20 protein-coding genes are annotated in these 21,843 nt (G+C 61.6%); 15 read left to right on the plus strand and 5 right to left on the minus strand.

Annotation, left to right across the window (positions count from 1 at the left end; genetic code table 11):
- The first annotated feature begins 130 nt into the window (after positions 1-130).
- The 3 genes from HGI47_RS20490 (at position 131) to HGI47_RS20500 (ending at position 5,003) form a co-directional block, all read left to right on the plus strand.
- Positions 131-766 (plus strand): imm11 family protein, encoded by a 636-nt coding sequence (locus HGI47_RS20490; RefSeq protein ID WP_168854637.1) that lies wholly within the window; start codon positions 131-133, stop codon positions 764-766.
- Between the two features lie 164 nt (positions 767-930).
- Complete coding sequence (locus HGI47_RS20495) at positions 931-1,599, plus strand: transposase (protein WP_168854638.1); 669 nt, start codon at positions 931-933, stop codon at positions 1,597-1,599.
- A gap of 383 nt (positions 1,600-1,982) precedes the next feature.
- Positions 1,983-5,003: a tandem-95 repeat protein gene (locus tag HGI47_RS20500; protein WP_168854639.1), complete on the plus strand. Its 3,021-nt coding sequence runs from the start codon at positions 1,983-1,985 to the stop codon at positions 5,001-5,003.
- 108 nt (positions 5,004-5,111) lie between these two features.
- On the opposite strand, the gene HGI47_RS20505 is transcribed toward HGI47_RS20500, so the two are convergent.
- Both HGI47_RS20505 and HGI47_RS20510 read right to left on the minus strand, forming a co-directional pair.
- On the minus strand, positions 5,112-5,594 hold the full coding sequence (locus HGI47_RS20505; protein ID WP_240950338.1) for a nuclear transport factor 2 family protein: 483 nt from the start codon (positions 5,592-5,594) through the stop codon (positions 5,112-5,114).
- Complete coding sequence (locus HGI47_RS20510; RefSeq protein WP_168854640.1) at positions 5,549-6,757, minus strand: MFS transporter; 1,209 nt, start codon at positions 6,755-6,757, stop codon at positions 5,549-5,551. The genes HGI47_RS20505 and HGI47_RS20510 overlap by 46 nt, the downstream gene beginning before the upstream one ends.
- A gap of 246 nt (positions 6,758-7,003) precedes the next feature.
- Between HGI47_RS20510 and HGI47_RS20515 the strand changes: the two genes are divergently transcribed.
- The 5 genes from HGI47_RS20515 (at position 7,004) to HGI47_RS22960 (ending at position 11,457) form a co-directional block, all read left to right on the plus strand.
- Positions 7,004-8,119, plus strand: a complete 1,116-nt coding sequence (locus tag HGI47_RS20515) for an FAD-dependent oxidoreductase (protein ID WP_168854641.1) — start codon at positions 7,004-7,006, stop codon at positions 8,117-8,119.
- Between the two features lie 26 nt (positions 8,120-8,145).
- Entirely contained in the window at positions 8,146-9,060 is a 915-nt protein-coding gene (locus tag HGI47_RS20520; RefSeq protein ID WP_168854642.1) for a VOC family protein, read from the plus strand.
- 3 nt (positions 9,061-9,063) lie between these two features.
- The gene (locus tag HGI47_RS20525; RefSeq protein WP_168854643.1) at positions 9,064-10,221 is read left to right on the plus strand and encodes a S9 family peptidase; all 1,158 of its coding nucleotides are present in this window, start codon (positions 9,064-9,066) and stop codon (positions 10,219-10,221) included.
- Positions 10,218-10,997 (plus strand): cyclase family protein, encoded by a 780-nt coding sequence (locus HGI47_RS20530; protein ID WP_168854644.1) that lies wholly within the window; start codon positions 10,218-10,220, stop codon positions 10,995-10,997. The genes HGI47_RS20525 and HGI47_RS20530 overlap by 4 nt, the downstream gene beginning before the upstream one ends.
- Before the next feature lie 337 nt (positions 10,998-11,334).
- Positions 11,335-11,457: a hypothetical protein gene (locus tag HGI47_RS22960; protein WP_255460970.1), complete on the plus strand. Its 123-nt coding sequence runs from the start codon at positions 11,335-11,337 to the stop codon at positions 11,455-11,457.
- A gap of 9 nt (positions 11,458-11,466) precedes the next feature.
- Here HGI47_RS22960 and bioD read toward each other — a convergent pair whose 3' ends face one another.
- The 3 genes from bioD to bioB are packed head-to-tail and all read right to left on the minus strand — an operon-like array spanning position 11,467 to position 14,299.
- Complete coding sequence (bioD, locus tag HGI47_RS20535) at positions 11,467-12,090, minus strand: dethiobiotin synthase (protein WP_168854645.1); 624 nt, start codon at positions 12,088-12,090, stop codon at positions 11,467-11,469.
- The gene (locus HGI47_RS20540; RefSeq protein WP_168854646.1) at positions 12,087-13,235 is read right to left on the minus strand and encodes an 8-amino-7-oxononanoate synthase; all 1,149 of its coding nucleotides are present in this window, start codon (positions 13,233-13,235) and stop codon (positions 12,087-12,089) included. The genes bioD and HGI47_RS20540 overlap by 4 nt, the downstream gene beginning before the upstream one ends.
- Entirely contained in the window at positions 13,235-14,299 is a 1,065-nt protein-coding gene (gene bioB, locus HGI47_RS20545) for a biotin synthase BioB (protein WP_168854647.1), read from the minus strand. Before bioB ends, HGI47_RS20540 begins: the two co-directional genes overlap by 1 nt.
- Positions 14,300-14,516: 217 nt before the next feature.
- Here bioB and HGI47_RS20550 point away from each other — a divergent pair, with 217 nt between their 5' ends.
- The 7 genes from HGI47_RS20550 (at position 14,517) to fdhD (ending at position 21,835) form a co-directional block, all read left to right on the plus strand.
- A complete protein-coding gene (locus HGI47_RS20550; protein WP_168854648.1) occupies positions 14,517-15,404 on the plus strand; it encodes a LysR family transcriptional regulator in 888 nt (295 codons plus the stop codon).
- A gap of 72 nt (positions 15,405-15,476) precedes the next feature.
- Complete coding sequence (locus tag HGI47_RS20555; RefSeq protein WP_168854649.1) at positions 15,477-15,890, plus strand: NAD(P)H-dependent oxidoreductase subunit E; 414 nt, start codon at positions 15,477-15,479, stop codon at positions 15,888-15,890.
- Complete coding sequence (locus tag HGI47_RS20560; RefSeq protein WP_168854650.1) at positions 15,887-17,425, plus strand: NADH-ubiquinone oxidoreductase-F iron-sulfur binding region domain-containing protein; 1,539 nt, start codon at positions 15,887-15,889, stop codon at positions 17,423-17,425. Before HGI47_RS20555 ends, HGI47_RS20560 begins: the two co-directional genes overlap by 4 nt.
- Entirely contained in the window at positions 17,422-17,955 is a 534-nt protein-coding gene (locus HGI47_RS20565; RefSeq protein ID WP_168854651.1) for a molybdenum cofactor guanylyltransferase, read from the plus strand. The genes HGI47_RS20560 and HGI47_RS20565 overlap by 4 nt, the downstream gene beginning before the upstream one ends.
- Entirely contained in the window at positions 17,945-20,797 is a 2,853-nt protein-coding gene (fdhF, locus tag HGI47_RS20570; RefSeq protein ID WP_168854652.1) for a formate dehydrogenase subunit alpha, read from the plus strand. Before HGI47_RS20565 ends, fdhF begins: the two co-directional genes overlap by 11 nt.
- On the plus strand, positions 20,794-21,060 hold the full coding sequence (locus HGI47_RS20575) for a formate dehydrogenase subunit delta (RefSeq protein ID WP_168854653.1): 267 nt from the start codon (positions 20,794-20,796) through the stop codon (positions 21,058-21,060). Before fdhF ends, HGI47_RS20575 begins: the two co-directional genes overlap by 4 nt.
- Positions 21,041-21,835 (plus strand): formate dehydrogenase accessory sulfurtransferase FdhD, encoded by a 795-nt coding sequence (gene fdhD / locus HGI47_RS20580; RefSeq protein ID WP_168854654.1) that lies wholly within the window; start codon positions 21,041-21,043, stop codon positions 21,833-21,835. Before HGI47_RS20575 ends, fdhD begins: the two co-directional genes overlap by 20 nt.
- Positions 21,836-21,843 lie beyond the last annotated feature (8 nt).

Raw genomic sequence — 21,843 nt, forward strand, 5'->3', positions numbered from 1 at the left:
GCGATCGCTACCCGCTACGATCAGCTTGCCAATAGCTTCCTCGGCATGGTCCATATCGCCACAGCCAGATACTGGCTCAAATTTGTCCACGCCGCCTAGCGATATATCTCTGTGCAAGGAAGTGAAGTAAATGGCGTGGATTTTACAACATGACGGTTCACAATTCTCTTCCGTAAAATTTGAAATGGAACCTCCCTGCCGTGATTTAACCCCGTCGATCGAATATTATCAAGAAAACAACTGCCTTAAGCTCTATGGCAAGCTTTGGTGGTCAGCGGTGGACATTGATGATCGTTTTTGGCCTTTGCAGGCCCGGATGAAGACTGAGCGTAAAGCCCTTCCGCATTGGCTGGGATTTTGTTCATTTTGGGGGGTAAGCAAAAGTTTTCGCGAATGCGTCGAGCACGTTGAACCAGGACTTCATGAATTTCGCAAAGTCGAGGTTTTAGCGAAGGATGGGTCTCCTTATAGTGAGGCCTACTATGCCTTAAATGTCAGAAGGAAGGTATTCAGTGCCATTGATTGGGGCAATACTACAGCTCCCTTTGAGCAGCCACGTGAAACACGTCTACTGCGCAGTCCTCAAACCTTACTGGACAGCCAGACGGTGGCTCTAAAAAAATCGAAGATGGAGGGGGTGCATCTTTCGATAATGGACGAGACTTATCCGGGCACTTGCATGGCGGTTTCTAACGAACTCTATAAATTGCTGTCTCAGCGCCAGTTGCTTCGGGGAACAAGCTCCGTATTCGCCAGCGAATATTAATTATAAGACGGATCAGAAAAATGACCAGCTTTTCGTCGGTAAACTCTTAAAATTCTCCAAATTACCGAGCAAATTGGGATTACGGTGACACGTGCGTGGGATTACGGTGACACGTGCATAAACCCCCAAACTGACGTTCCCCTGCCTGCGCATAGCCTCCCAGCATGGCCCGCCTTCCCCGCCTTGTCCTTCCCGGCATTCCGCATCACGTCACCCAGCGGGGCAACCGTCGCGAGCAGACGTTCTTCGAGGATGGCGACTATGCGCTCTATCGTGATCTCCTTGCCGAGGCAGCCGGGCGGTCCGGAGTGGAGATCTGGTCCTACTGCCTGATGCCCAACCATGTGCACATCGTGGCGGTCCCTTCGGATGAGGACGGCCTGCAGCGCACGTTCCGCTACGTACACCGTCACTACACCGGTTACATCAACGCGCGCCTGCGGGTGACAGGCCATCTGTGGCAGGGCCGGTTCAGTTCGGTGGCGATGGACGAACCACATTTCGTCGCCGCGCTCCGCTACATCGCCTTCAACCCCGTCCGCGCCCGTCTGGTGGCACGGTGCGAGGACTGGCCGTGGTCCAGCACCCGCGCGCTGATTGCGGGCAAGGATGACCGGTTCGTAACCGTTGGTCCTGCACTGCAGAGGGTGGGCGACTTTGCCGTATTCCTTTCCGAAGACTTCGACGAAGCGCTGACCTATGCCGCAATCCGCAGGGCGGAAAGCACCGGACGGCCGGTTGGCTCACCGGAATGGCTGGCCGACATGGAAGAACAGACAGGCCGCGCGCTTGCGCCTCAGAAACGCGGCCCGAAACCGCGACGCGCGGCATAGCAGGCGCCACCTTGTATCACCGGTACGCAAGGCGAGTGTCGGCGAGTTCTGGTTCCGCAATAGAAGGGCATGGTGCGCCGGGAGCCACAGACCGAACCGGGCTGGCCGAATCTGTTCGATGATGCGACGACAGCATGTGGTCAACGAAAATTGGTTATGGCATTGATTATTTGAGAGAGTTTTCAGTCTTTGGATTGTTGCGTGCACTATAACTAAAGTAAAATATTTCCAAAATATGTCAGGATTTGGATTCAAGCCTCAGTTTGGGACAGCAATATTGAATGGTACACAAGAGGCAGGCTTGTCAGTAAATCCACTTTGATACACACATCTCATCGGAAATGGACGAATTATGCAATCGTCCACGGGATGGGGATGAATCTATGGTTGCTGTCATTGCGCCGGTCGGCACGGAACTGCTTGTAAACACGCTGACTGGGGGGACGCAGATCAACTCGAGCGTCACTGCCCTGTCCAACGGCGGGTTTGTTGTCACCTGGTATGACCGCGGCCGACAGGTCGGTGCGACCATGGAAGACAACATCAGCGCACAGATTTACGACGCTTCGGGAGCCAAGGTCGGTGGCGAGTTCCAGGTGCCCAGCGCCGCGGTTGGCGCGCAAGCGAATCCCGCGATCACGGCGCTTGCCGGTGGAAAGTTCGTCGTAACGTGGTCGGACAACAGCGGGGCGCTGGGGGAAATTGCCTATGGCATAAAGGCACAAATCTTCGATGCCACCGGAGGCAGGGTCGGGGCCGAGTTCCGGGTAAACACGAATGTGCAAGGTGATCAGCAGTTCTCAGCCGTAACGGCGTTGAACAACGGCAATTTCGTGGTCACCTGGGCCGATCGTACCGAATTTTTCGGTTCAATAAGCAGTACCATCAGAGCACAGATTTACACCGAAAGCGGTGTCAAGGTTGGTAACGAATTTGTGGCCAATCTCGCTTCCGGTAACAATATGGCGTTTCCTGCTGTCGCATCACTTGCCAATGGCGGTTTTGTCATCAGCTGGACCCAAGGCAACGCCGACAACAGCGACAGAGACATCAGGGCGATCATCCTCAACGCCGATGGCAGCCGGGCCAGCCTAGAACTCTTCATGAATTCCGTAAACTCGACGGTATCTTTCCCTCAGGATGAGTCGTCCGTTACCGGTCTGGCTGACGGCGGCTTTGTCATCACCTGGATGGACCGTGGCGGTAATCTGCGCACCCCGGCTGAAGACGCAGACGGCTTCAGCATCAGAGCGCAAATTTATAACGCCGACGGCAACCGGCGGGGCGGCGATTTCCTCGTCAACACCGACACCATCCGTGGGCAGCAATTTCCAGCCGTGACCGCGCTCCAGAACGGAGGGTTCGCGATCACCTGGGAAGATGAGAGCAACACGCTTGGCGATACCAGCAGCGCCGGCATCAGGGTGCAGGCCTTCAGCGCCACAGGCGTCAGGATCGGCACGGAAGTCCGGGTCAATACGCAGACGTTGAACAAACAGGTCACGCCTTCGATCGACACGCTGGCCAATGGTGACATCGTGATAAGCTGGGCCGATTACGGCCCACAGACCGACATTTTTGCACAGCCAGACATCAAGGCGCAGATCCTTTCAGTCTACACCGGCCCGCGCACGACCAACGACACTGCGGTTGTCAACGAAGACAGAGCCGTCACGTTCGATGTGCGCACCAACGACGTCACAATCGATACGCTGCAGGTCACGCATATCGCCGGCACGGCAATCACCGCAGGCGGCGCGGTTGTCACGCTGGCCGAGGGCACCGTTGCGCTGGGTCTGGACGGGCGGCTGACTTTCACGCCAAGCGCCGATTTCAATGGACCTGCGACGTTTGCTTACACCGTGGTGGACGGCCAAGGGAACAGCAAGTCTGCCACGGCCACGGTCACCGTCACGCCTGTAAACGATGCGCCGGTGCTGAGCGGCACGCAGGCGGTGCTGCCGCATGGCACCGAAGGCACGCCCTACACCGTCAGCACCGCTGCCCTGCTGGCCGGCTTTACCGACATCGATGGCGATACGCTTTCGGTGCTGCTCGATCTCAGCCCCGAAGTCGGATCGGTTTCCCAGAGCGGCGGGATCATCACGATCACCCCGGCCGAAAACTTCAGCGGCACGATCACGCTGAACTATGCCGTGACCGACCGCCGTGGCGCGCTGGTGCTGGCATCGCAGGACATCGTGATCGATCCGGTCACCGATGCGCCGGTGATCACGTCCAATGGCGGGGGCGAGGTGGTTGCCATCAGCATTGCGGAAAACATCACGGACGTGACGACCGTTACCGCCACCGACGGCGATGGTGACACGCCGACGTTCGCCATCGCGGGCGGTGCCGATGCGGCGCTCTTCACCATTGACGAGACGAGTGGCGTGCTGACGTTCCTGACGGCACCGAATTTCGAAGCGCCTACCGATCAGGATGGTGACAACATTTATGATGTGGTCGTGCAGGCCAGCGATGCGGGCGGTTTGTTCGCCGAACAGGAAATCGCGGTCACCGTGCTCGACCTGACGGACGGTCTGATCATAACCGGCACCGATCGCAACGATACGATTACGCCAACCGCTTCGAACAACGGCCTTGCTCGCTCTACGGCGTCCAATGACGTGCTGATCGGCAATGGCGGAGTCGACACGCTCGATGGCGGCGAAGGCGATGACCGGATCGATGGCGGTGCTGGCGCAGACAAGCTGTTCGGCGGCCTTGGCGACGATACGCTGCTGGGTGGTGATGCCATCGACCAGTTGAGGGGCGGCGAAGGTGCCGATACCATGATCGGCGGTCTTGGCGCAGACAGTTACTGGGTCGACAATGCGGGCGATGTGGTGATCGAAGAGCGCGTGATCGATGCTGGCACCGGCAAGGAAGTGGGCGGGATCGATCTCGTTACCGCTTCGGTCAGCTACACGCTTTCCGCCAATGTCGAAAAGCTGACGCTGGAAAGCGGCGCCGGCAATATCAACGGCACCGGCAACGCGCTGGCGAACACGCTGCTTGGCAACGAAGGCGACAACGTGCTGAATGGCGGTGCGGGCAAGGATACGTTGCGCGGTGGTCTGGGGGCTGATGCCTTCCAGTTCAGCACGCTGGAACTCACGGCAAATTCGGATACCGTGCAGGACTTTACGGCAGGTGAGGACCGCATCGAACTTTCGATCTCGGCATTCAGCGCTCTGGCCGATTTCGGCCTTGGCGCACTCGACCCCGGCGAACTGGCCTTTGGGACCAGAGCAACCACGGCAGACCAGCACCTGATCTACAACAGCGCGACGGGCGGGTTGTTCTATGACGCCGACGGCAGCGGTAGTGCGGCGCAAGTGCGCATTGCCGTGCTGACGGGGCTTCCAACCCTGCAGGCAGACGATATCGTGCTGATCTGACGGAGGGGAGCCGCTTTATCGCTGCTCCCCGCACGACAGGCATGTCGGCGACCGAGACTACCCTCGCGAGCAAGGGCATCGCCCCGATTTGAAGGGGCGATGCCTCGTTCAGAACATCGGATGCGGGTTGGCCGACTTTTCGGGGATGGGCTGGATCACGTCCCAGTGTTCGACGATCTTGCCGTCCTTGAGGCGGTAGAAGTCTGCCACGGCGGCTCCGCGGGCGGCGGGATCGGGCCGGGCGAAGATGTGGATCGCGGCGAGATCGCCATCGACGAGGATCTTGCGCACTTCGAAGCTGCGGTTGCGGTCCGAGAACATCGGTTGAAGCAGCGCTATGGCTGCTTCGCGTCCATCGGGCACGCCGGGATTGTGCTGGAGGTAATCGGGCGCGACATAGGTTTCGAAGGCCTGTTTCACGTCCCGTTCGACATAGAACAGGCGTGCGAAGTCTTCGACGATCTTGCGGTTGTCGGGCGCGGCGGGGCCATTGCCGGGCAGGGCCAGCGCGGCAATGGCAGCGAGGGCGATACCGGTGAGGCGCATCAGGCGGCTGCCGGTGCGGGCTGGCGCGGGGCGACGATGAACCATGTGACCAGCGCGATGACCACGCCGAGCAGGCCTGCGATCACGAAGGCACCCTGCATCGAACCGCTGTAGACCCGCGCCGCGCTGACCAGCAGCGGCGAGACGAACTGGCCGAAGAAGAAGGCCGAGGTCCACACGCCCATGCCACGCCCACGATGTTCGAACGGCAGATAGCCCTGCGCCCATGCGATCAGCGTGGGTACGGCCATGCCCGCGCCGGTCTGTTGCAGTGCCATGCCTGCGACCATGCCCTTCCAGTCTTCCGCCATGCCGATGACGGCAAGGCCAGAGCCGAGCAGAAGCAGGAAGATCGTGAGCTGGATGCGCGGTCCGAAGCGGGTGGTGGCCCAGAAAATTCCGGCGCCTGCAATCACGAACATGCTGGGAATGGTGGTGAGGCGGCCGATCTCCGCCGGGTCCATCACGCCCAGTTCCTTCCACACCATGCCGCCATTGATGATGAAGACATAATAGAGCGCGCCGCCGAACAGGGTAACCACGCCAAACAGCAGGACGCCTGCCCACGGGAAGGGCGTGCTGGCCTCTGCGCCGATGCCGAGCATCTTGCGCGCCGTTTCATCGCTTTCGGGTTCGTAGATGAAAGCGAGCATGGCGAAGAAGACGAGGAAGCCCGCGCCGTAGATCAGGAAGACCGAGTTCCAGCTCATCGCGGCGAGATAGCCCGATGTGAAGATGACCGCGCTGCCGAAGAACGGGCCGATCAGGCCCTGAAGCGTGAGCCAACGGTTGCGCCCCTGTTGATCCCAATAATCGCCAATCAGCGTGTTGACCGTGGTCAGGATCGCCGCTTCGGCCACGCCAAGCACAAGACGCGAGACGTAGATCTGATCGAGGTCGACCAGAAACATCGGCGCGATGCCGACGAAACCATAGAGCGCGGTGGACACCAGCAGCAGGCGGCGACGGCCGAACTTGTCAACCATCAGCCCGGCGAAGAGCGCGAGCACGGCCACGGTAAGACCGGGCGCGGACACCATTGCGGGGACTTTGGTCTGCGCCGCAGGATCGCTGGCGAAATGGGCGATCATGGCTGGCACCGCCGGGAACATCGAGACGATGGCGATGATCGGCAGGAAGCCCGCAAGGACGATGGTCAGCCCCTGCGGTATGCCCGGTTGGCGCGGAGCCTTGATTGGCGTGGTCATGTCTTCTCCCGACAGGCACGTCACCATAGGTACGGTGCCTAATTAGAACCCTTATTCTGAAAGGGTATTCCGCCACCGTCAATGCGAGTCAAGCTAAAGGCTTGGATGCTTTTTCATCAATTTCATGAATGCAGAGGCATAAAAATTACTTGCTTTGTGAATTGATAGCGGGGGCTTAAATCCGCCGCCAACGAACACTGCCATTTGAGAGGGGCACAGTCTGCGCGGCAGGGTGTGTGCAAGATTATGAAAAATCTGAATATTCTTGTCGTCGGCGCGGGAATCGGCGGGCTTTCGGCAGCGATTGCGCTGACTCGCGATGGCCATGCCGTGACGGTGATCGAACGTGATCCCAACTGGTCGGTCTATGGCGTGGGCATCATCCAGCAGTCCAACGTGATCCGCGCGATGGACCAGTTGGGCGTGCTCGACAACTTCATGGATGCGGCCTGCGGGTTCGATGCCGTGGAGATTTTCCTGCCCGATGGGACCAAGGTGGCGCGCGTGCCTTCGCCCCGGCTGGTGGAAGGGCGCCCCGCCAACGTCGGCATCGGACGGCGCGCTTTGCAGGCAGTGCTGGGTGATAGTGCCAAGGCGCAAGGGGCGGAACTGCGTCTTGGCGTTACGGCCGAGAAGATCGAGGACGATGGCGCGAAGGTTCAGGTGGCCTTTTCGGATGGTTCGACCGGCAGCTATGACGTGGTAATCGGGGCGGATGGCGTCTATTCGCAGACCCGCGCGATGATCCTGCCCGATGCCGAAAAGCCGGAATTTACGGGCCAGGCGGTGTGGCGGTATAACTTCCCGCGCGCCGAAGGGCTGGATGCGCTGCAGGTCTATAATGGGCCGACCGGTGTGGGGCTGGTGCCGATGAGCGCGGACGTGATGTACATGTATGTCACCACGCCGGAGCCGGACAAGCCGTGGTATCCCAAGGACGGAATCGCGGCTGCAATGCGTGCAAAGCTGGCGAAGTGTTCGCCGCAGATTCGCGAACTGGGGGAACAGATCACCGATGATGACGGCGTGGTCTATCGCCCGCTCGAAGGGATGCTCGTGCGCGGCGACTGGAGCTGTGGCCGGGTGGGCCTGCTGGGCGATGCCGTTCATGCCACGACCCCGCATCTGGGGCAGGGCGCTGGCATGGCCATCGAGGATGCCATTGTGCTGGCCGAAGAGCTGGGCCGGGCCGACGACGTGGAGAGCGCGCTGAAAGCCTATCGCGACCGGCGGTTCGAGCGGTGCCGCTATATCGTCGAGAGCAGCCTTGCGATCTGCCTGGGCCAGTTGGGCAAGGGGCCTGCGGTCGACAATCACAAGGCGACGGCGGAGATGTTCGCGGTCGTCTCGCAACCCATCTGATTTCACGTTTTCAAGGAAGATCCCAAATGAGCCGCGTTACCGAAATCCGCTATGTCGGGTATGGCGTGAAGGAATTTGATGCCGAGAAGGCTTTCTATGCCGATGTCTGGGGGCTTGAGCCGGTGGGCGAGGCTGAAGGGCAGGCCTGGTTCAAGGCACAGGGGCATGATGAACATCACGTCGTGCAGCTGCGCAAGGCCGATGAAAACCGCGTCGATGTGATCGCGCTGGCGGCGGATAGCCGGGCCGATGTGGATGCGCTTTGCGCCAAGGTTGAAGCGGCGGGATGCAAGGTGGTGGCTGCGCCTGCTGACCTCACCTCGCCGGGCGGCGGCTATGGCTTCCGCTTCTTCTCGCCCGATGGGCTGCTACTGGAAGTTTCGAGCGATGTGGCCAAGGGCGCGGCGCGCGAACTGGCGCGCTGGGAAGGTGTGCCGGTGAAGATCAGCCATATCGTGCTGCATTCGCCCAACCATCAGGACACGGTGAAGTTCTTCACGGATGTGCTGGGCTTCAAGGTTTCGGACTGGCTGGGCGATTTCATGTGCTTCCTGCGCTGCAATTCGGCGCACCACCGCATTGCTATCCTGCCGGGGCCTGCCTGCCTCAACCACGTGGCCTATGACATGCTTTCGGTGGACGACATGATGCGCGGCGCGCACCGCCTCAAGATCAAGGGCATCGACATCAGCTGGGGCCCCGGTCGCCACACGGCGGGGAACAACACCTTCAGCTATTTCGTCACGCCCGGCGGCTTCGTCACCGAGTACACTTCTGAACTCGAGGAAGTTGATTTCGATACGCACGAGTTCAAGGTGCACAAGCCTGCGCCCATGGTCATGGACCAGTGGGGCATCGGCGTTGGCGGCCCGCAGACCATGCCCCATCCTCACGTCAATCCGGGTCTGTTCAAGACGCCCGAACTCGCTGGCGAGGCCTGATCCATGGCATTGTACGAACCGTTTCCGAACTACATCTGGAACCTCTCTGTCTCGATCGCGATGGAGAGCGGCGGACAGATCGGTGAGATCGTCGACATGTGCCAGCCGATCATCGATGCGGCGGCCAATGGCGGCGATGCGGGCACGCCGCAATTCATGAAGCAGTGGGCCGCTTATGGCGACAAACTGATCGAGCTGGCGGCGGAAGATGAGGCCAAGGGTCGTGCGTTCTCTGCCTCGAACAAGCTGGAGCGTGCTTCGCTCTATCTGCTTGTGGCAGAGCGTATGCAGGGCCACGGCGCGCCGGGGCGCAAGGAGACTTATGCCAAGGCGCTGGACGCCTTCGAACGGTCGGCCAAACTGGGCAAGATCAACCGCGAGCGGGTGGAAATTCCGCTGAGCACCGGGACAATGCCTGCGCTCTATACTCGCGCCGAAGGGCCGGGGCCGCATCCGGTGGTGGTCTATTGCAACGGTCTGGATAGCTGCAAGGAGCTGCTCTACTGGAGCCGCCTGCCCGAAGCGCTGGCGCGCCGGGGCATTTCCACGCTCTGCGTCGACCAGCCGGGCACGGGCGAGGCGCTGCGCCTGCAGGACTTGCCGGTCGATCCGCATTCGGAGAACTGGGCGAGCAAGGCGGTGGACTGGCTGGAGCAGCAGGCGGATGTTGACCCTGCGCGCATCGGCATGACCGGCATTTCACTGGGCGGCCACTTTGCGCCGCGCGCGGTGGCCTATGAGCCGCGCTTTGCCAGCGGGGCCGTGTGGGGAGCCAACCACAACTGGCGCGAAGTGCAGGATAAGCGCATGAAGCGCGAGGGCGAAAACCCGGTTCCGCATTATTGGGCGCATGTAATGTGGGCCTTCGGCGCGAAGGACATGGACGAGTTCCTCGCCAAATCCACGGACATGAACCTCAACGGGCACATGGACCGGATCAAGGTGCCGTTCCTTGTCACCCACGGTGCACAGGATCGCCAGATCAGCGTGGCTTATGCCGACGACCTCTATGACCAGTTGATCAATTCGCCCCGCCGCGAGAAAGTGATCTTCACCGCCCGCGAAGGCGGCGTCGAACACGTTGGCGCGGACAACATGGCTTATGGTCGTGACTGCATTGCCGACTGGTTTGCCGAGACCTTGGGGGGAGTGACCGCATGACTCGTCGTTTCGTCGATCTTTCGATCTTCCTCGAGAACGATGTGATCACCGATCCGCCGTTCCTGCGTCCGAAGATCGAATACCAGAAGCATGGCGAGACGATGGGCGAACTGGGGTTCTTTTTCCCCGGTGTAACGCCTGAGGATACCCCCGATGCTGCTGGCTTCGCTGCGGTCGAAAACGTAACGCTGACCACGCACAACGGCACGCACCTTGACGCACCGTGGCACTTCCATCCGACAATGAATGGTGGCGAGCCATCCATGACCATCGACGAAGTGCCGCTGGAGTGGTGCTTCCAACCGGGCGTGAAGCTGGACTTCCGGCATTTTCCCGATGGCTACGTCGTCACCGCGCAGGACGTGGAAGACGAACTCAAGCGCATCGGGCACGAGTTGAAACCGCTGGAGATCGTGCTGGTGAACACCGCCGCCGGCAAGGCGGTGGGGAACCCCGATTACGTCAGCATCGGCTGCGGCATGGGGTACGAGGCAACGATGTATCTCACCTCGCGCGGCGTCCGCGTGACCGGAACCGATGCCTGGAGCTGGGATGCGCCGTTCGTGCATACCGCTGAAAAAGTGAAAGAAACCGGCGATACCTCGCTGATCTGGGAAGGGCACAAGGCAGGCCGCGATATCGGCTATTGCCACCTTGAAAAGCTGCACAACCTGGAAGTGCTGCCGCCCAATGGGTTCACGGTCAGTTGCTTCCCGCACAAGATCAGGGGCGCGTCAGCCGGGTGGACGCGCGCGGTGGCGATTTTCGAGGATTGAGTTTGTAAAATCCTCCCTGCCTTTGCGAAGCACAGGCGGGGAGGGGGACCGCCCGTGTAGCGGGTGGTGGAGGGGTAACGAACATATTCCCTCCGTCATTCGCTGGCGCGAATGCCACCTTCCCTTTTGTCCTTCGGAAAAATGGGGAGGATTTTGTGGCTGGCTGATGGCGGTCAAGCGACCACCTCAAAAACTCCACTCATTAAGTTGACATTAATCTCAAGTCATTTAGTAGAGTGTCTATCGAGGCGCTTTTGCCCCGATTCGCCAACTGGCGATCACCGAAGCCCAAGGCGACCTCGCTAGGGTTCATGTTCGATGAACAAGGACTCACCTGATGACGATCATTACCGCTCCCAACCGCATCCGCAGCGCACGTCGCGTGCCCGCAGAAGCTCTCGTCATTGCTGCTCTGGTCGTGGGCGCAAGCCTGAATGCGCTTCACCTCGTTCTGGGGTGAAGGTTGGTATCAGTCGGTAAAGCTGGCGATGTTGAAGCCCTTGGCAAAAGCAATCGCCAGACTTTGCTGATCCAGCCTTTGCAGGATCGGCAAACGGCCTAGACGGCGCACTTTGCCCATTGTGCAGATCGTGGCTTCGCTGTCTTCGTTCGCTTCACCTACGAACGCAACGCCGTGCACCGGCACTCCGCGTGAGCGAAGTGCCTCAAACGTCAGCAGCGAATGGTTGATCGTGCCCAGCGCGGTGCGCGCGACTACGATCGTCGGCAGGTTCCACCATGCAAACACATCAGCATAGGTGGTATTGCGCGTAACGGGCACGAGCGCGCCGCCCGCCCCTTCGATCACAAGAGGGCGCTGCGGCGGCAGGGCAAGGTTGGCAAGGTCGATCACCACGCCATCGAGCTCTGCCGCGCGATGTGGCGAACAGGGCGTGGTGAGGCGATAGGCTTCGGGCAGGACGTGTTCTGAGGCAACGCCCGCGAGGCGGGCCACGTGATCGCGGTCTGCACCATCGTCCAGTCCGGCCTGCACCGGTTTCCAGTAATGCGCGTTGAGCGCTCCGGTCAGCGCGGCGGAAAAGATCGTCTTGCCGATGCCGGTATCGGTGCCGGTTACGACGAACGCGCTCACTTCAGGGCGTCCGCCAGCGCTGCGCCAAGCGCATCAACGTCTGCCTGCGTTGAATTGAGCGTAAGCGAGATGCGCAAGCGACTGGTGCCCTGCGGCACGGTGGGCGGGCGAATGCCGCGCACGTCGAAGCCTTTGGCCTGAAGGGCGGCAGCGACGGCCATCGTGCGCGCATCTTCGTGCAGGATTAGCGGCAAGATCTGCGATCCGGTGGCCTGTGCGCCGTGAGGGGCCAGCACGCGCTCGGCATGGGCGACCAGATAGTGCAGGGCTTCGCGCCGCTGCGGTTCGTCTGCCAACATGTGCAGCGCTTCGCGCACGGCGGCGCAGACCAGTGGCGAAGGGGCGGTGGAGAAGATGAAGGGGCGTCCGCGATTGACGAGGAAATCGCGGACCACGCGCGGCCCCAGAACCAGTGCGCCTTCGCAGCCCAGCGCCTTGCCGCAGGTGCGCAGAACGATGGTGTCGGCCCGGCCATCCAGCCCGGCGGCAAGGCCGCGCCCAGCGGGGCCGAAAACGCCGGTGGCGTGCGCTTCGTCGATCAGCATCACCGCATCGTGGCGTTCGGCCGCGCGCGCCATGTCTGCGACGGGGGCCATATCGCCGTCCATCGAATAGAGCGTTTCGAATGCGAACCACACGCGGCCGGTGTTGCCCTTTGCGCGCCATTCCCGCGCCACATCGTCAAAACTTTGCGCATCGTTGTGGGCCGCGCTGATCGACGTGGCGCGCGTAAGCCGCAGGCCTTCGTGCATCGATGCATGGACCAATTCGTCGTAAACGATCAGATCCCCGCGCTGTGGCAAGGTGGAGAGCAGCGCGACGTTGGCGGCATAGCCTGCCGAGAAGAACAACGCGCTTTCGCACCCGAAAAAGCGCGCGGCGTCCTCTTCCAGCGCTTCGTGTTCGGGATCGTTGCCGCGCAGCAGGCGTGAACCGCCCGAACCCAGCGGCACGCCGCGCGCGATGGCGTTTTGCACCGCCGTGGCAAGGCGCGGTGATGACGACATCGCGAGGTAATCGTTCGAGGCGAAATCCACGCCGCGCCGGGGTGTCAGCGCGCGCAGCCGGGCTTTCTCGCCCAGCGCGGCAAGATCTGCCGTGTGGGCCGACCAAAGGTTGCCGGTGCGGGTGGTGCTTTCAGCCATCAGGCCGCGCAGCCCCCGGAACAGCCTCCGACGGCTTTCATCGCGCGCAGCGGTTCTTCGCCTTCCATCGGCTTGAGGCCGAGGCGGGCGAACATGGCAGCATCGGCATCGTCGCCAGCGTTGGCGGCGGTCAGGAGCTTGTCGCCGGTGAAGATCGAATTGGCGCCCGCCATGAAGCACATCGCCTGCGTGGCTTCGGACATCGATTCGCGCCCTGCCGAAAGGCGGACCATCGAAAGCGGCATGGTGATGCGCGCGACAGCGATGGTGCGAACGAATTCGATATCGTCGATCTTGGCCAGCGGCGTATCGGCCAGCATATCGCCTAGCACGGTGCCCTTGACCGGCACGAGCGCGTTGACCGGCACGCTTTCCGGGTGCTGTTCCAGCGTGGCCAGCGCGTGAACGAAGCCGACGCGATCGGCGCGGGTTTCGCCCATGCCCACGATGCCGCCAGAGCAGACATTGATCCCGGCGTTGCGCACGTTTTCCAGTGTTTGCAGGCGATCAGCGAACGTGCGGGTCGTGATGACTTCTTCGTACCGTTCAGGCGATGTGTCGATGTTGTGGTTGTAATAATCGAGGCCCGCTTCTGCGAGTTGGGCGGCCTGCCCGGGCGTGAGCATCCCCAGCGTCATGCAGGTTTCCATGCCCATTTCGCGCACGCCCTTGATCATGGCGATGACGGCGGGCATGTCGCGCTCCTTGGGGTTGCGCCAGGCTGCGCCCATGCAGAAGCGCTTCGATCCGTTGTCCTTGGCCTGTGCGGCGCTTTGCAGCACCTTTTGCACTTCCATCAGCTTGGTCGCTTCGATGCCGCTGTCTGCCTTGACGGACTGTGAGCAGTAGCCGCAATCTTCGGGGCAACCGCCGGTCTTGATCGAAAGCAGCGTGCAAAGCTGCACTTCGCCCGCCCGGTGATGCGCGCGATGGACCTCTGCAGCGCGAAACACCAGTTCGGTAATCGGCAGGTCAAACAGTGCGGCGATTTCCTCGCGCGTCCAGTCGGTCCGAACGCCTGCGGGGGCAGTGGTTTCGACCTGGCGGAGAAGAGTGTCTTGCACGGCTGATATCCTTTGGGAATCCGGGTATATCGCGCCCCTTAGCCCATTTCAGCGAAACTTGCTCAAGTGAATTCGCAAAGCTGCAAAGCGGAACTTTGCATTTCATCAGGCGGAACGCGATTGAAAGAGGCAAGGGCGGGGGCAGTCCGCCCGACTGTTGACACGCCCGGTTGCGAAGCGTTGATAGAGACGACCTATCACCTGAGCCACTTTGCCGATGCACTTAAGACAGCTACGCTATTTCGTGACCATTGCCCGATGTCGCCATTTCGCCAATGCTGCGTTCGAGTGTGGCGTCTCGCAGCCAACACTGTCGGCAGGGCTGACGGCTCTCGAACAGGAACTTGGCTACCGGCTGGTTGAACGGGATCGGCGCTTTGTGGGTCTGACGGCGCAGGGCGAAGCCATGCTGCCGTGGGCTGAGCAGATTCTCGGCGCAGTTGCGAGCATGACAACTTCTGTGATGGCGCATTCATCGCAGATCACAGGCGAATTCTCGTTAGCTGCGATCCCGGCTGCTTTGCCTTTGGCGGGACTGTTTGGAAAAGCCTTGCTCAAACGATATCCAAGCCTGACGCTTGCGGTGAGATCGGCTACGTCGCGAGAGATCGAGCGGGCGCTCAACACGTTTGAATGCGACGCGGGACTCACTTATCTCGACCATGAACCGCCGGGAAATGTGCTGTCCGTAGCTCTGCATCAAGAACGCTATTTGTTCGTTACCCGTTCCGATGGCAAGTGCGGTGCGTTGACCAAAATCGGTTGGGAGGCGGCAGCGCATCAGCCGCTGTGCTTGCTGCATCAGGGTATGCAGTTTCGGCGGATTCTGGATGCGCAAATGCGTGCGCGCGGATTGGCGATTACACCACGGGTGGTGGCGGATAGTTACGTAACGTTGTTTGATCTGGTGCGGTCGGGCGGGTTCTGCACGATTGTACCGGACACGTACGCCCACCTGTTGGTGGGGTTGTCCTGGGCGAAGTTCTTGCCGTTGGACGAAAGCGAGCAGCCGCGGCGTATTGGTCTGGTCGTTGTCAATCGTGCGCCGCTCAGCCCGATGGCAGGTGCCGCGATGGCGGTGGCACGCGAGTTTGATACAGGATAATAGGAAATTTCTATCAAACTTCGGCTTTTTCGATTTGACCGGCGATGACTTTGACGGAAGGCAGAAGCGACCATGAAAAGACTGCAAGAGATCATCGCCGCACATGCCGGACGCGAAGGTCCGCTCCTGCCCATCCTGCACGACGTGCAGGCAGAATATGGCCACGTTTCGGAAGAGGCCATGCGCGCCATTGCGGATGCGCTCAATCTCAGCCGGGCCGAAGTACACGGTGTGGTGAGCTTCTATCACGATTTTCATGCTGAGCCTGACGCACGCCCTGTCCTGAAGCTGTGCCGGGCAGAAGCCTGTCAGGCGCGCGGGGTTGATGCGCTGGCGGCGGCGATGCCGGCGAATCATCGGGTGAAAGTGGAGACGGTCTATTGCCTCGGCCTGTGTTCGGTGGGGCCGAACGCGATGGTGGGGGACAAGGTCCACGCGCGGCTCGATGCGGCAAAGCTGGGCGCGCTGGTGGAGGCGCTGGCATGACTGTGGTGCGGATCAGCGACGATGCGCTGGCGCTGGCTTGTGGCGCAGACGAGGTTGCCGCAGCGTTTGCGGCGGCAGGCTGTGCGGTTGAGCGCGTTTCGTCTTGGGGAATGCACTGGCTGGAGCCGCTGGCCGAGATCGACGGGGTTGGTTTCGGGCCGCTGGATGTCGCAGATGTGGCGGCGGTGCTGGATGGCACTTCGGCCAAGGCTATCGGTGCTATCGAGCGGCACCCCTTTATCGCCCGGCAACAGCGCTTCACCTTTGCGCGTGCCGGCAAGACGCGGCCCTTGAACCTTGAGGACTATGCCGCGCATGGTGGCTGGCAGGGCCTCGCTAAGGCGCGGGAAATCGGCCCTGAGGCGACGATTGCGCAAGTGACCGAATCGGGCCTGCGCGGGCGTGGCGGCGCGGGCTTTCCAGCGGGCATCAAGTGGACCACCGTGGCCAAGGCTGCGGAGACCCGCAAATACATCGTCTGCAACGCCGATGAAGGCGATAGCGCGACCTTTGCCGACCGCATGGTGATGGAGGGCGACCCTTTCATGCTGATCGAAGGTATGGCGATTGCGGCCCATGCTGTCGGCGCGCAGAAGGGCTATGTCTATATCCGCAGCGAATATCCGCACGCGATAGCCAAGATGGAAGCGGCGGTGCGCGCCTGTGCGCATCTGGTCGCGCCGTTTGAACTGGAAGTGCGCGTCGGCGCGGGGGCCTATGTCTGTGGCGAGGAAACGTCGCTGCTGAATTCGCTTGAGGGCAAACGCGGCGAAGTGCGGGCCAAGCCTCCACTGCCTGCGCTGGAAGGGCTGTTCGGCAAGCCGACCGTGGTCAACAACGTGCTGACGCTGGCGGCGGTGCCGTGGATCACGGCAAACGGCGCGGCGGCCTATGCTGCGGTCGGGTTCGGGCGGTCGAAGGGCACTATGCCGATCCAGATCGCGGGTAATGTGAAGCACGGTGGCCTGTTCGAAGTGGGCTTTGGCATCACACTGGGCGAACTGGTGGATGAGATCGGCGGCGGCACGGCTTCGGGCCGTCCGGTGCGTGCAGTGCAGGTGGGAGGGCCGCTGGGAGCCTATCACGCGCGGTCCGATTTCCACTTGCCGTTCGATTATGAAGCCTTTGCGGCGGCGGACGGGTTGATTGGCCATGCCGGGATCACGGTGTTCGATGAAACAGCGGACATGAGCGCGCAGGCGCGGTTCGCGATGGAATTCTGTGCGGTGGAATCGTGCGGCAAATGCACGCCCTGCCGCATCGGTTCGACGCGCGGGGTGGAACTCATCGACCGTATTCGCGCGCGGTCCGGGCGTGCGCCGGATCGCGTGGAAGCGCTGCCGCAGATGCACAACGCCCGCAAGGCAGAGCGTTCGCTGGCGGACGAGATCGTGCTGCTTGAAGACTTGTGCGAGACGATGAAGTTCGGCTCACTCTGCGCTTTGGGTGGGTTCACGCCTTATCCGGTGTTGTCGGCGCTGCGGAACTTCCCGGAAGATTTCGGGGCGGATGCGGAAAGGCAGGCAGCGGAGTGATCCTCGGCGCGGTCCTTGCCGGTGGCAGGTCTATCCGTTTCGGCAGCGACAAGGCGCTGGCGGAGCTGGGCGGACGCACGCTGCTGGCGCGGGCGGTTGAGGCGCTTGAGGCGCATTGCGATGCTGTAGTCGTGGTGGGCCGCGAGACGGCACCTGCGCCCACTTTGCCCGATTGGCCGCGCGCCGATATGGGGCCGCTGGGCGGGATTGCCGCCGCGCTACACCACGCACGCGACGCGGGTTATGACCAAGTGCTGACCTGTTCGGTGGACAGTGTAGGCTTGGGCGACGATCTGCTGGCGCAATTGCGCCCGGCGCCTGCCTATTGCGAGGATCAGCCCGTCATCGGTCTGTGGCCTGCGCAGGCATCCGCCACGCTTGATGCACTGCTGACCGGCGATGGCCGCCATTCGATGCGGGCCTTTGCGACAAGCATCGGCGCACGGGCGGTGCGGTTTTCGGAAATTCCTGATAATATCAATACACCGGCAGACTTTGAGTCTGCGGAGAGGCGATCGCATGGGCTATGAACGTCAGGCAGATTTCGGCACGCCGGAGGTCCGTTCGGACACGGCAGTGACCTGCTTTATCGACGGACGCGAGGTTACGGTTCCGGCAGGCACCACCGTGATGCGCGCCGCTGCGCTCACTGGTGGGTCCATCCCGAAACTGTGTGCGACAGACAATCTCAAACAATTCGGATCGTGCCGCCTGTGTCTGGTCGAGATCGACGGGATGCGCGGCACGCCCGCAAGCTGCACCACGCCGGTGGCAGAAGGGATGCAGGTTCACACGCAAACGCCGAAGCTGCAGAAGCTGCGCAAGGGCGTGATGGAACTCTACATTTCCGATCACCCGCTCGATTGCCTGACCTGTAGCGCCAACAACGATTGCGAGCTTCAGGATCAGGCCGCCGCCGTTGGCCTGCGCGATGTGCGCTATGGCTATGAAGGCGAGAACCATCTGGGCGAGAAGCCCGACATCTCGAACCCCTATTTCGATTTCGATCCCAGCAAGTGCATCGTCTGTTCGCGCTGTGTGCGGGCCTGCGATGAAGTACAGGGTACGCTGGCGCTGACCATCGATGGGCGCGGGTTTGAATCGAAGGTCTCGGCGGGGCTTACGTCCGACAGCTTCCTGTCTTCCGAATGCGTTTCGTGCGGGGCTTGCGTGCAGGCCTGCCCGACCGCAACCTTGCAGGAAAAGGCGGTCAAGGAGATCGGCAAGCCCGAACGCGCGGTCGTTACGACATGCGCCTATTGCGGTGTCGGCTGCACGTTCCGCGCCGAAATGCGCGGCGAACAGGTGGTGCGCATGGTGCCGTGGAAGGACGGCAAGGCCAATCGCGGGCATTCCTGCGTCAAAGGCCGCTTTGCCTGGGGCTATGCCCAGCATCAGGAGCGCGTGCTTTCTCCGATGATCCGCGAGAGCATCGACCAGCCCTGGCGCGAGGTTTCGTGGGAAGAGGCGCTGTCGTACACCGCGCGTGAGATAAACCGCATTCGTGACAAGTATGGCCGCAACGCGCTGGGTGGCATCGTGTCGAGCCGCTGCACCAATGAGGAGGGCTTCCTTGTCCAGAAGCTGGTCCGCGCAGGGTTTGGCACCAACAATGTCGATACTTGCGCCCGCGTGTGCCATTCGCCCACCGGCTATGGCCTGAAGACCACCTTTGGCACCTCGGCAGGCACGCAGGATTTCGACAGCGTGGAAGACAGCGACGTGATGCTGGTGATCGGCGCGAACCCGACCGATGGGCATCCCGTCTTTGCCAGCCGCATGAAGCGACGGTTGCGACAGGGCGCTAAGCTCATCGTGATCGATCCGCGCCGCACCGACCTTGTACGCTCGCCCCATATCGAGGCCGACTTCCATCTGCCTTTGCGCCCCGGCACCAACGTGGCTATCCTGACGGCGCTGGCCCATGTGATCGTGACTGAGGGACTGGCCGACGAGGCATTCATCCGTGAACGCTGCGATTGGGATGAATATCAGCATTGGGCCGAATTCGTTTCGGCAGAGCGCAATAGCCCGGAATTTCTCGCACCCGTGATTGGTGTCGATGCTGAGGCCATTCGCGGCGCGGCACGCCTGTTTGCGACGGGTGGCAACGGGGCGATCTACTATGGCTTGGGTGTGACCGAGCATAGCCAAGGTTCTTCGACCGTTATGGCGATTGCCAATCTGGCAATGGTCACGGGCAACATCGGACGGCGCGGCGTGGGCGTGAATCCCCTGCGCGGCCAAAACAACGTGCAGGGCGCCTGCGACATGGGCAGCTTCCCGCACGAACTTTCCGGCTACCGCCACGTTTCCGATGCCGCCACGCGCGCGCTGTTCGAAAGCGAATGGGGCGTGCCGATTGACCCCGAACCGGGCCTGCGCATCCCCAACATGCTTGATGCGGCGACCGACGGTGAGTTCAAGGCGATCTACATTCAGGGCGAGGACATCCTTCAGTCCGATCCCGATACCAAGCACGTTGCGGCGGGCCTTGCCGCGATGGAATGCGTAATCGTCCACGACCTGTTCCTGAATGAGACGGCGAACTACGCGCACGTTTTCCTGCCGGGATCGACCTTCCTCGAAAAGAACGGCACTTTCACCAACGCCGAACGCCGTATCCAGCCGGTGCGCAAGGTGATGGAGCCGCTCAATGGCTATGAGGACTGGGAAGTCACGCAGGAACTGGCCCGCGCTGTGGGGCTGGACTGGAACTACACGCACCCATCCGAGATCATGGACGAGATCGCGCGCCTTACGCCGACCTTTGCGGGGGTGAACTACGCTCGGCTCGATGCTGAAGGTTCACTGCAGTGGCCGGTGAATGACACAGCGCCCGATGGCAGCCCGATCATGCACATCGATGGCTTCGTGCGCGGTAAGGGCAAGTTCGTGGTGACGGACTATGTGCCCACCGACGAGCGAACTGGCCCGCGCTTCCCGTTGTTGCTCACGACGGGGCGCATCCTTTCGCAATACAATGTGGGGGCGCAGACCCGGCGCACGGCCAACACCGTGTGGTACCCGGAAGACGTGCTGGAAATTCACCCTACCGATGCCGAAAATCGCGGGTTGAAATCGGGCGACTGGGTGAAACTGGCAAGCCGGTCTGGCGAGACGACGCTGCGCGCAACGGTGACTGATCGCGTGGCGCCTGGCGTGGTCTACACCACCTTCCACCACCCTGCCACGCAGGCAAACGTCGTCACCACCGACTATTCCGATTGGGCGACCAATTGCCCGGAATACAAGGTCACTGCGGTGCAGATCACGCCCAGCAACGGTCCGTCCGAATGGCAGGAGGATTACGAAGCGCAGGCCACCCGCTCCCGCCGGATCGCTGGCACCGCGATGGAGCCTGCCGAATGAGCGGCCACACGGCAGACAAGCTGACCTACATGGCCAACCAGATCGCGCGCAACATGGGGCATGACGAAGCACCCGTGGCTTCGGTCGCGGACCATATCGTCGCGTTCTGGACACCGCGCATGATCGGTATGCTGCTGGCAGAGCAGGGTGCCGGACTTGATCCCATCGCTGCGGACGCCATGACGCGCATCGCGGCAGGGCGCATTCCGCCACCGCAGACCCGCGCAACCGACCCTGCGGTGCATGGCTCCGATGCCGGTTGAAGGCGCGCGGGACTTTTCATTCCGCGAGCACTTTGCCGATGGGCGGCCTGCTCGGCAGATGGAACGCGCGCTGATCGAAGAAGCGCCGGTGGCGATAGAGATCAACGGCATCGGCTATGCCGTGATGATGGCAACGCCGACCGATCTTGAGGATTATGCGCTGGGCTTCTGCCTTTCCGAGCAGTTGATCGCCTCGCCAGCGGAGTTCCTCTCTGCGGACGCTGCGCCGGTGGAGGCGGGCGGATGGATGCTGCGGGTGCAACTTGCGGCTTCAGGTGCCGGGCCTTTGCTGGAAAGGGCGCGGCTCAGACTGGCCGAAGGCAGTTGCGGGCTGTGCGGGATCGAAAGCTTGGAACAGGTGATGCGGCCCTTGTCTCCGGTGACGGCCAAGCTTGACGTTGAACCCGCCGCGCTGTTTCGTGCCGTTGAAGCGCTGGGTGATCATCAGGTGCTGGGGCGTGAAACGCGCGCTGCACACGCGGCAGCGCTTTGCACGCCCGATGGCGCGATCAAGTTGGTGCGCGAAGATGTTGGACGACACAATGCGTTCGATAAGCTGCTCGGCGCGGGCGCGCGGGCGAGCCTCGATCCGGCAAGTCATTTCGTGCTGCTGACCGCGCGTTGCAGCTTCGAACTGGTGCAAAAAGCCGTCATCGCGGGGGTTCCGCTGTTGGCAACGATTTCGGCTGCATCAACGCTGGCGGTCGAACAGGCGGCATCGCATGGGCTGCGGCTGATCAGCCTTGCGCGAGAAGACAGCCTGCTTCAGGCCTGACGCATCCG

The organism is Novosphingobium sp. ERN07, from assembly GCF_012641335.1.
Classification (GTDB): Bacteria; Pseudomonadota; Alphaproteobacteria; order Sphingomonadales; family Sphingomonadaceae; genus Novosphingobium.

Excerpts from the sequence above, each read along its gene's own strand:
- HGI47_RS20490 (WP_168854637.1), top strand. The coding sequence starts at position 131 with ATGGCGTGGATTTTACAACATGACGGTTCACAATTCTCTTCCGTAAAA.
- HGI47_RS20495 (WP_168854638.1), top strand. The coding sequence starts at position 931 with ATGGCCCGCCTTCCCCGCCTTGTCCTTCCCGGCATTCCGCATCACGTC.
- HGI47_RS20500 (WP_168854639.1), top strand. The coding sequence starts at position 1,983 with ATGGTTGCTGTCATTGCGCCGGTCGGCACGGAACTGCTTGTAAACACG.
- HGI47_RS20505 (WP_240950338.1), bottom strand. The coding sequence starts at position 5,594 with ATGGTTCATCGTCGCCCCGCGCCAGCCCGCACCGGCAGCCGCCTGATG.
- HGI47_RS20510 (WP_168854640.1), bottom strand. The coding sequence starts at position 6,757 with ATGACCACGCCAATCAAGGCTCCGCGCCAACCGGGCATACCGCAGGGG.
- HGI47_RS20515 (WP_168854641.1), top strand. The coding sequence starts at position 7,004 with ATGAAAAATCTGAATATTCTTGTCGTCGGCGCGGGAATCGGCGGGCTT.
- HGI47_RS20520 (WP_168854642.1), top strand. The coding sequence starts at position 8,146 with ATGAGCCGCGTTACCGAAATCCGCTATGTCGGGTATGGCGTGAAGGAA.
- HGI47_RS20525 (WP_168854643.1), top strand. The coding sequence starts at position 9,064 with ATGGCATTGTACGAACCGTTTCCGAACTACATCTGGAACCTCTCTGTC.
- HGI47_RS20530 (WP_168854644.1), top strand. The coding sequence starts at position 10,218 with ATGACTCGTCGTTTCGTCGATCTTTCGATCTTCCTCGAGAACGATGTG.
- HGI47_RS22960 (WP_255460970.1), top strand. The coding sequence starts at position 11,335 with ATGACGATCATTACCGCTCCCAACCGCATCCGCAGCGCACGTCGCGTG.
- HGI47_RS20540 (WP_168854646.1), bottom strand. The coding sequence starts at position 13,235 with ATGGCTGAAAGCACCACCCGCACCGGCAACCTTTGGTCGGCCCACACG.
- HGI47_RS20550 (WP_168854648.1), top strand. The coding sequence starts at position 14,517 with ATGCACTTAAGACAGCTACGCTATTTCGTGACCATTGCCCGATGTCGC.
- HGI47_RS20555 (WP_168854649.1), top strand. The coding sequence starts at position 15,477 with ATGAAAAGACTGCAAGAGATCATCGCCGCACATGCCGGACGCGAAGGT.
- HGI47_RS20560 (WP_168854650.1), top strand. The coding sequence starts at position 15,887 with ATGACTGTGGTGCGGATCAGCGACGATGCGCTGGCGCTGGCTTGTGGC.
- fdhF (WP_168854652.1), top strand. The coding sequence starts at position 17,945 with ATGGGCTATGAACGTCAGGCAGATTTCGGCACGCCGGAGGTCCGTTCG.
- HGI47_RS20575 (WP_168854653.1), top strand. The coding sequence starts at position 20,794 with ATGAGCGGCCACACGGCAGACAAGCTGACCTACATGGCCAACCAGATC.
- fdhD (WP_168854654.1), top strand. The coding sequence starts at position 21,041 with ATGGCTCCGATGCCGGTTGAAGGCGCGCGGGACTTTTCATTCCGCGAG.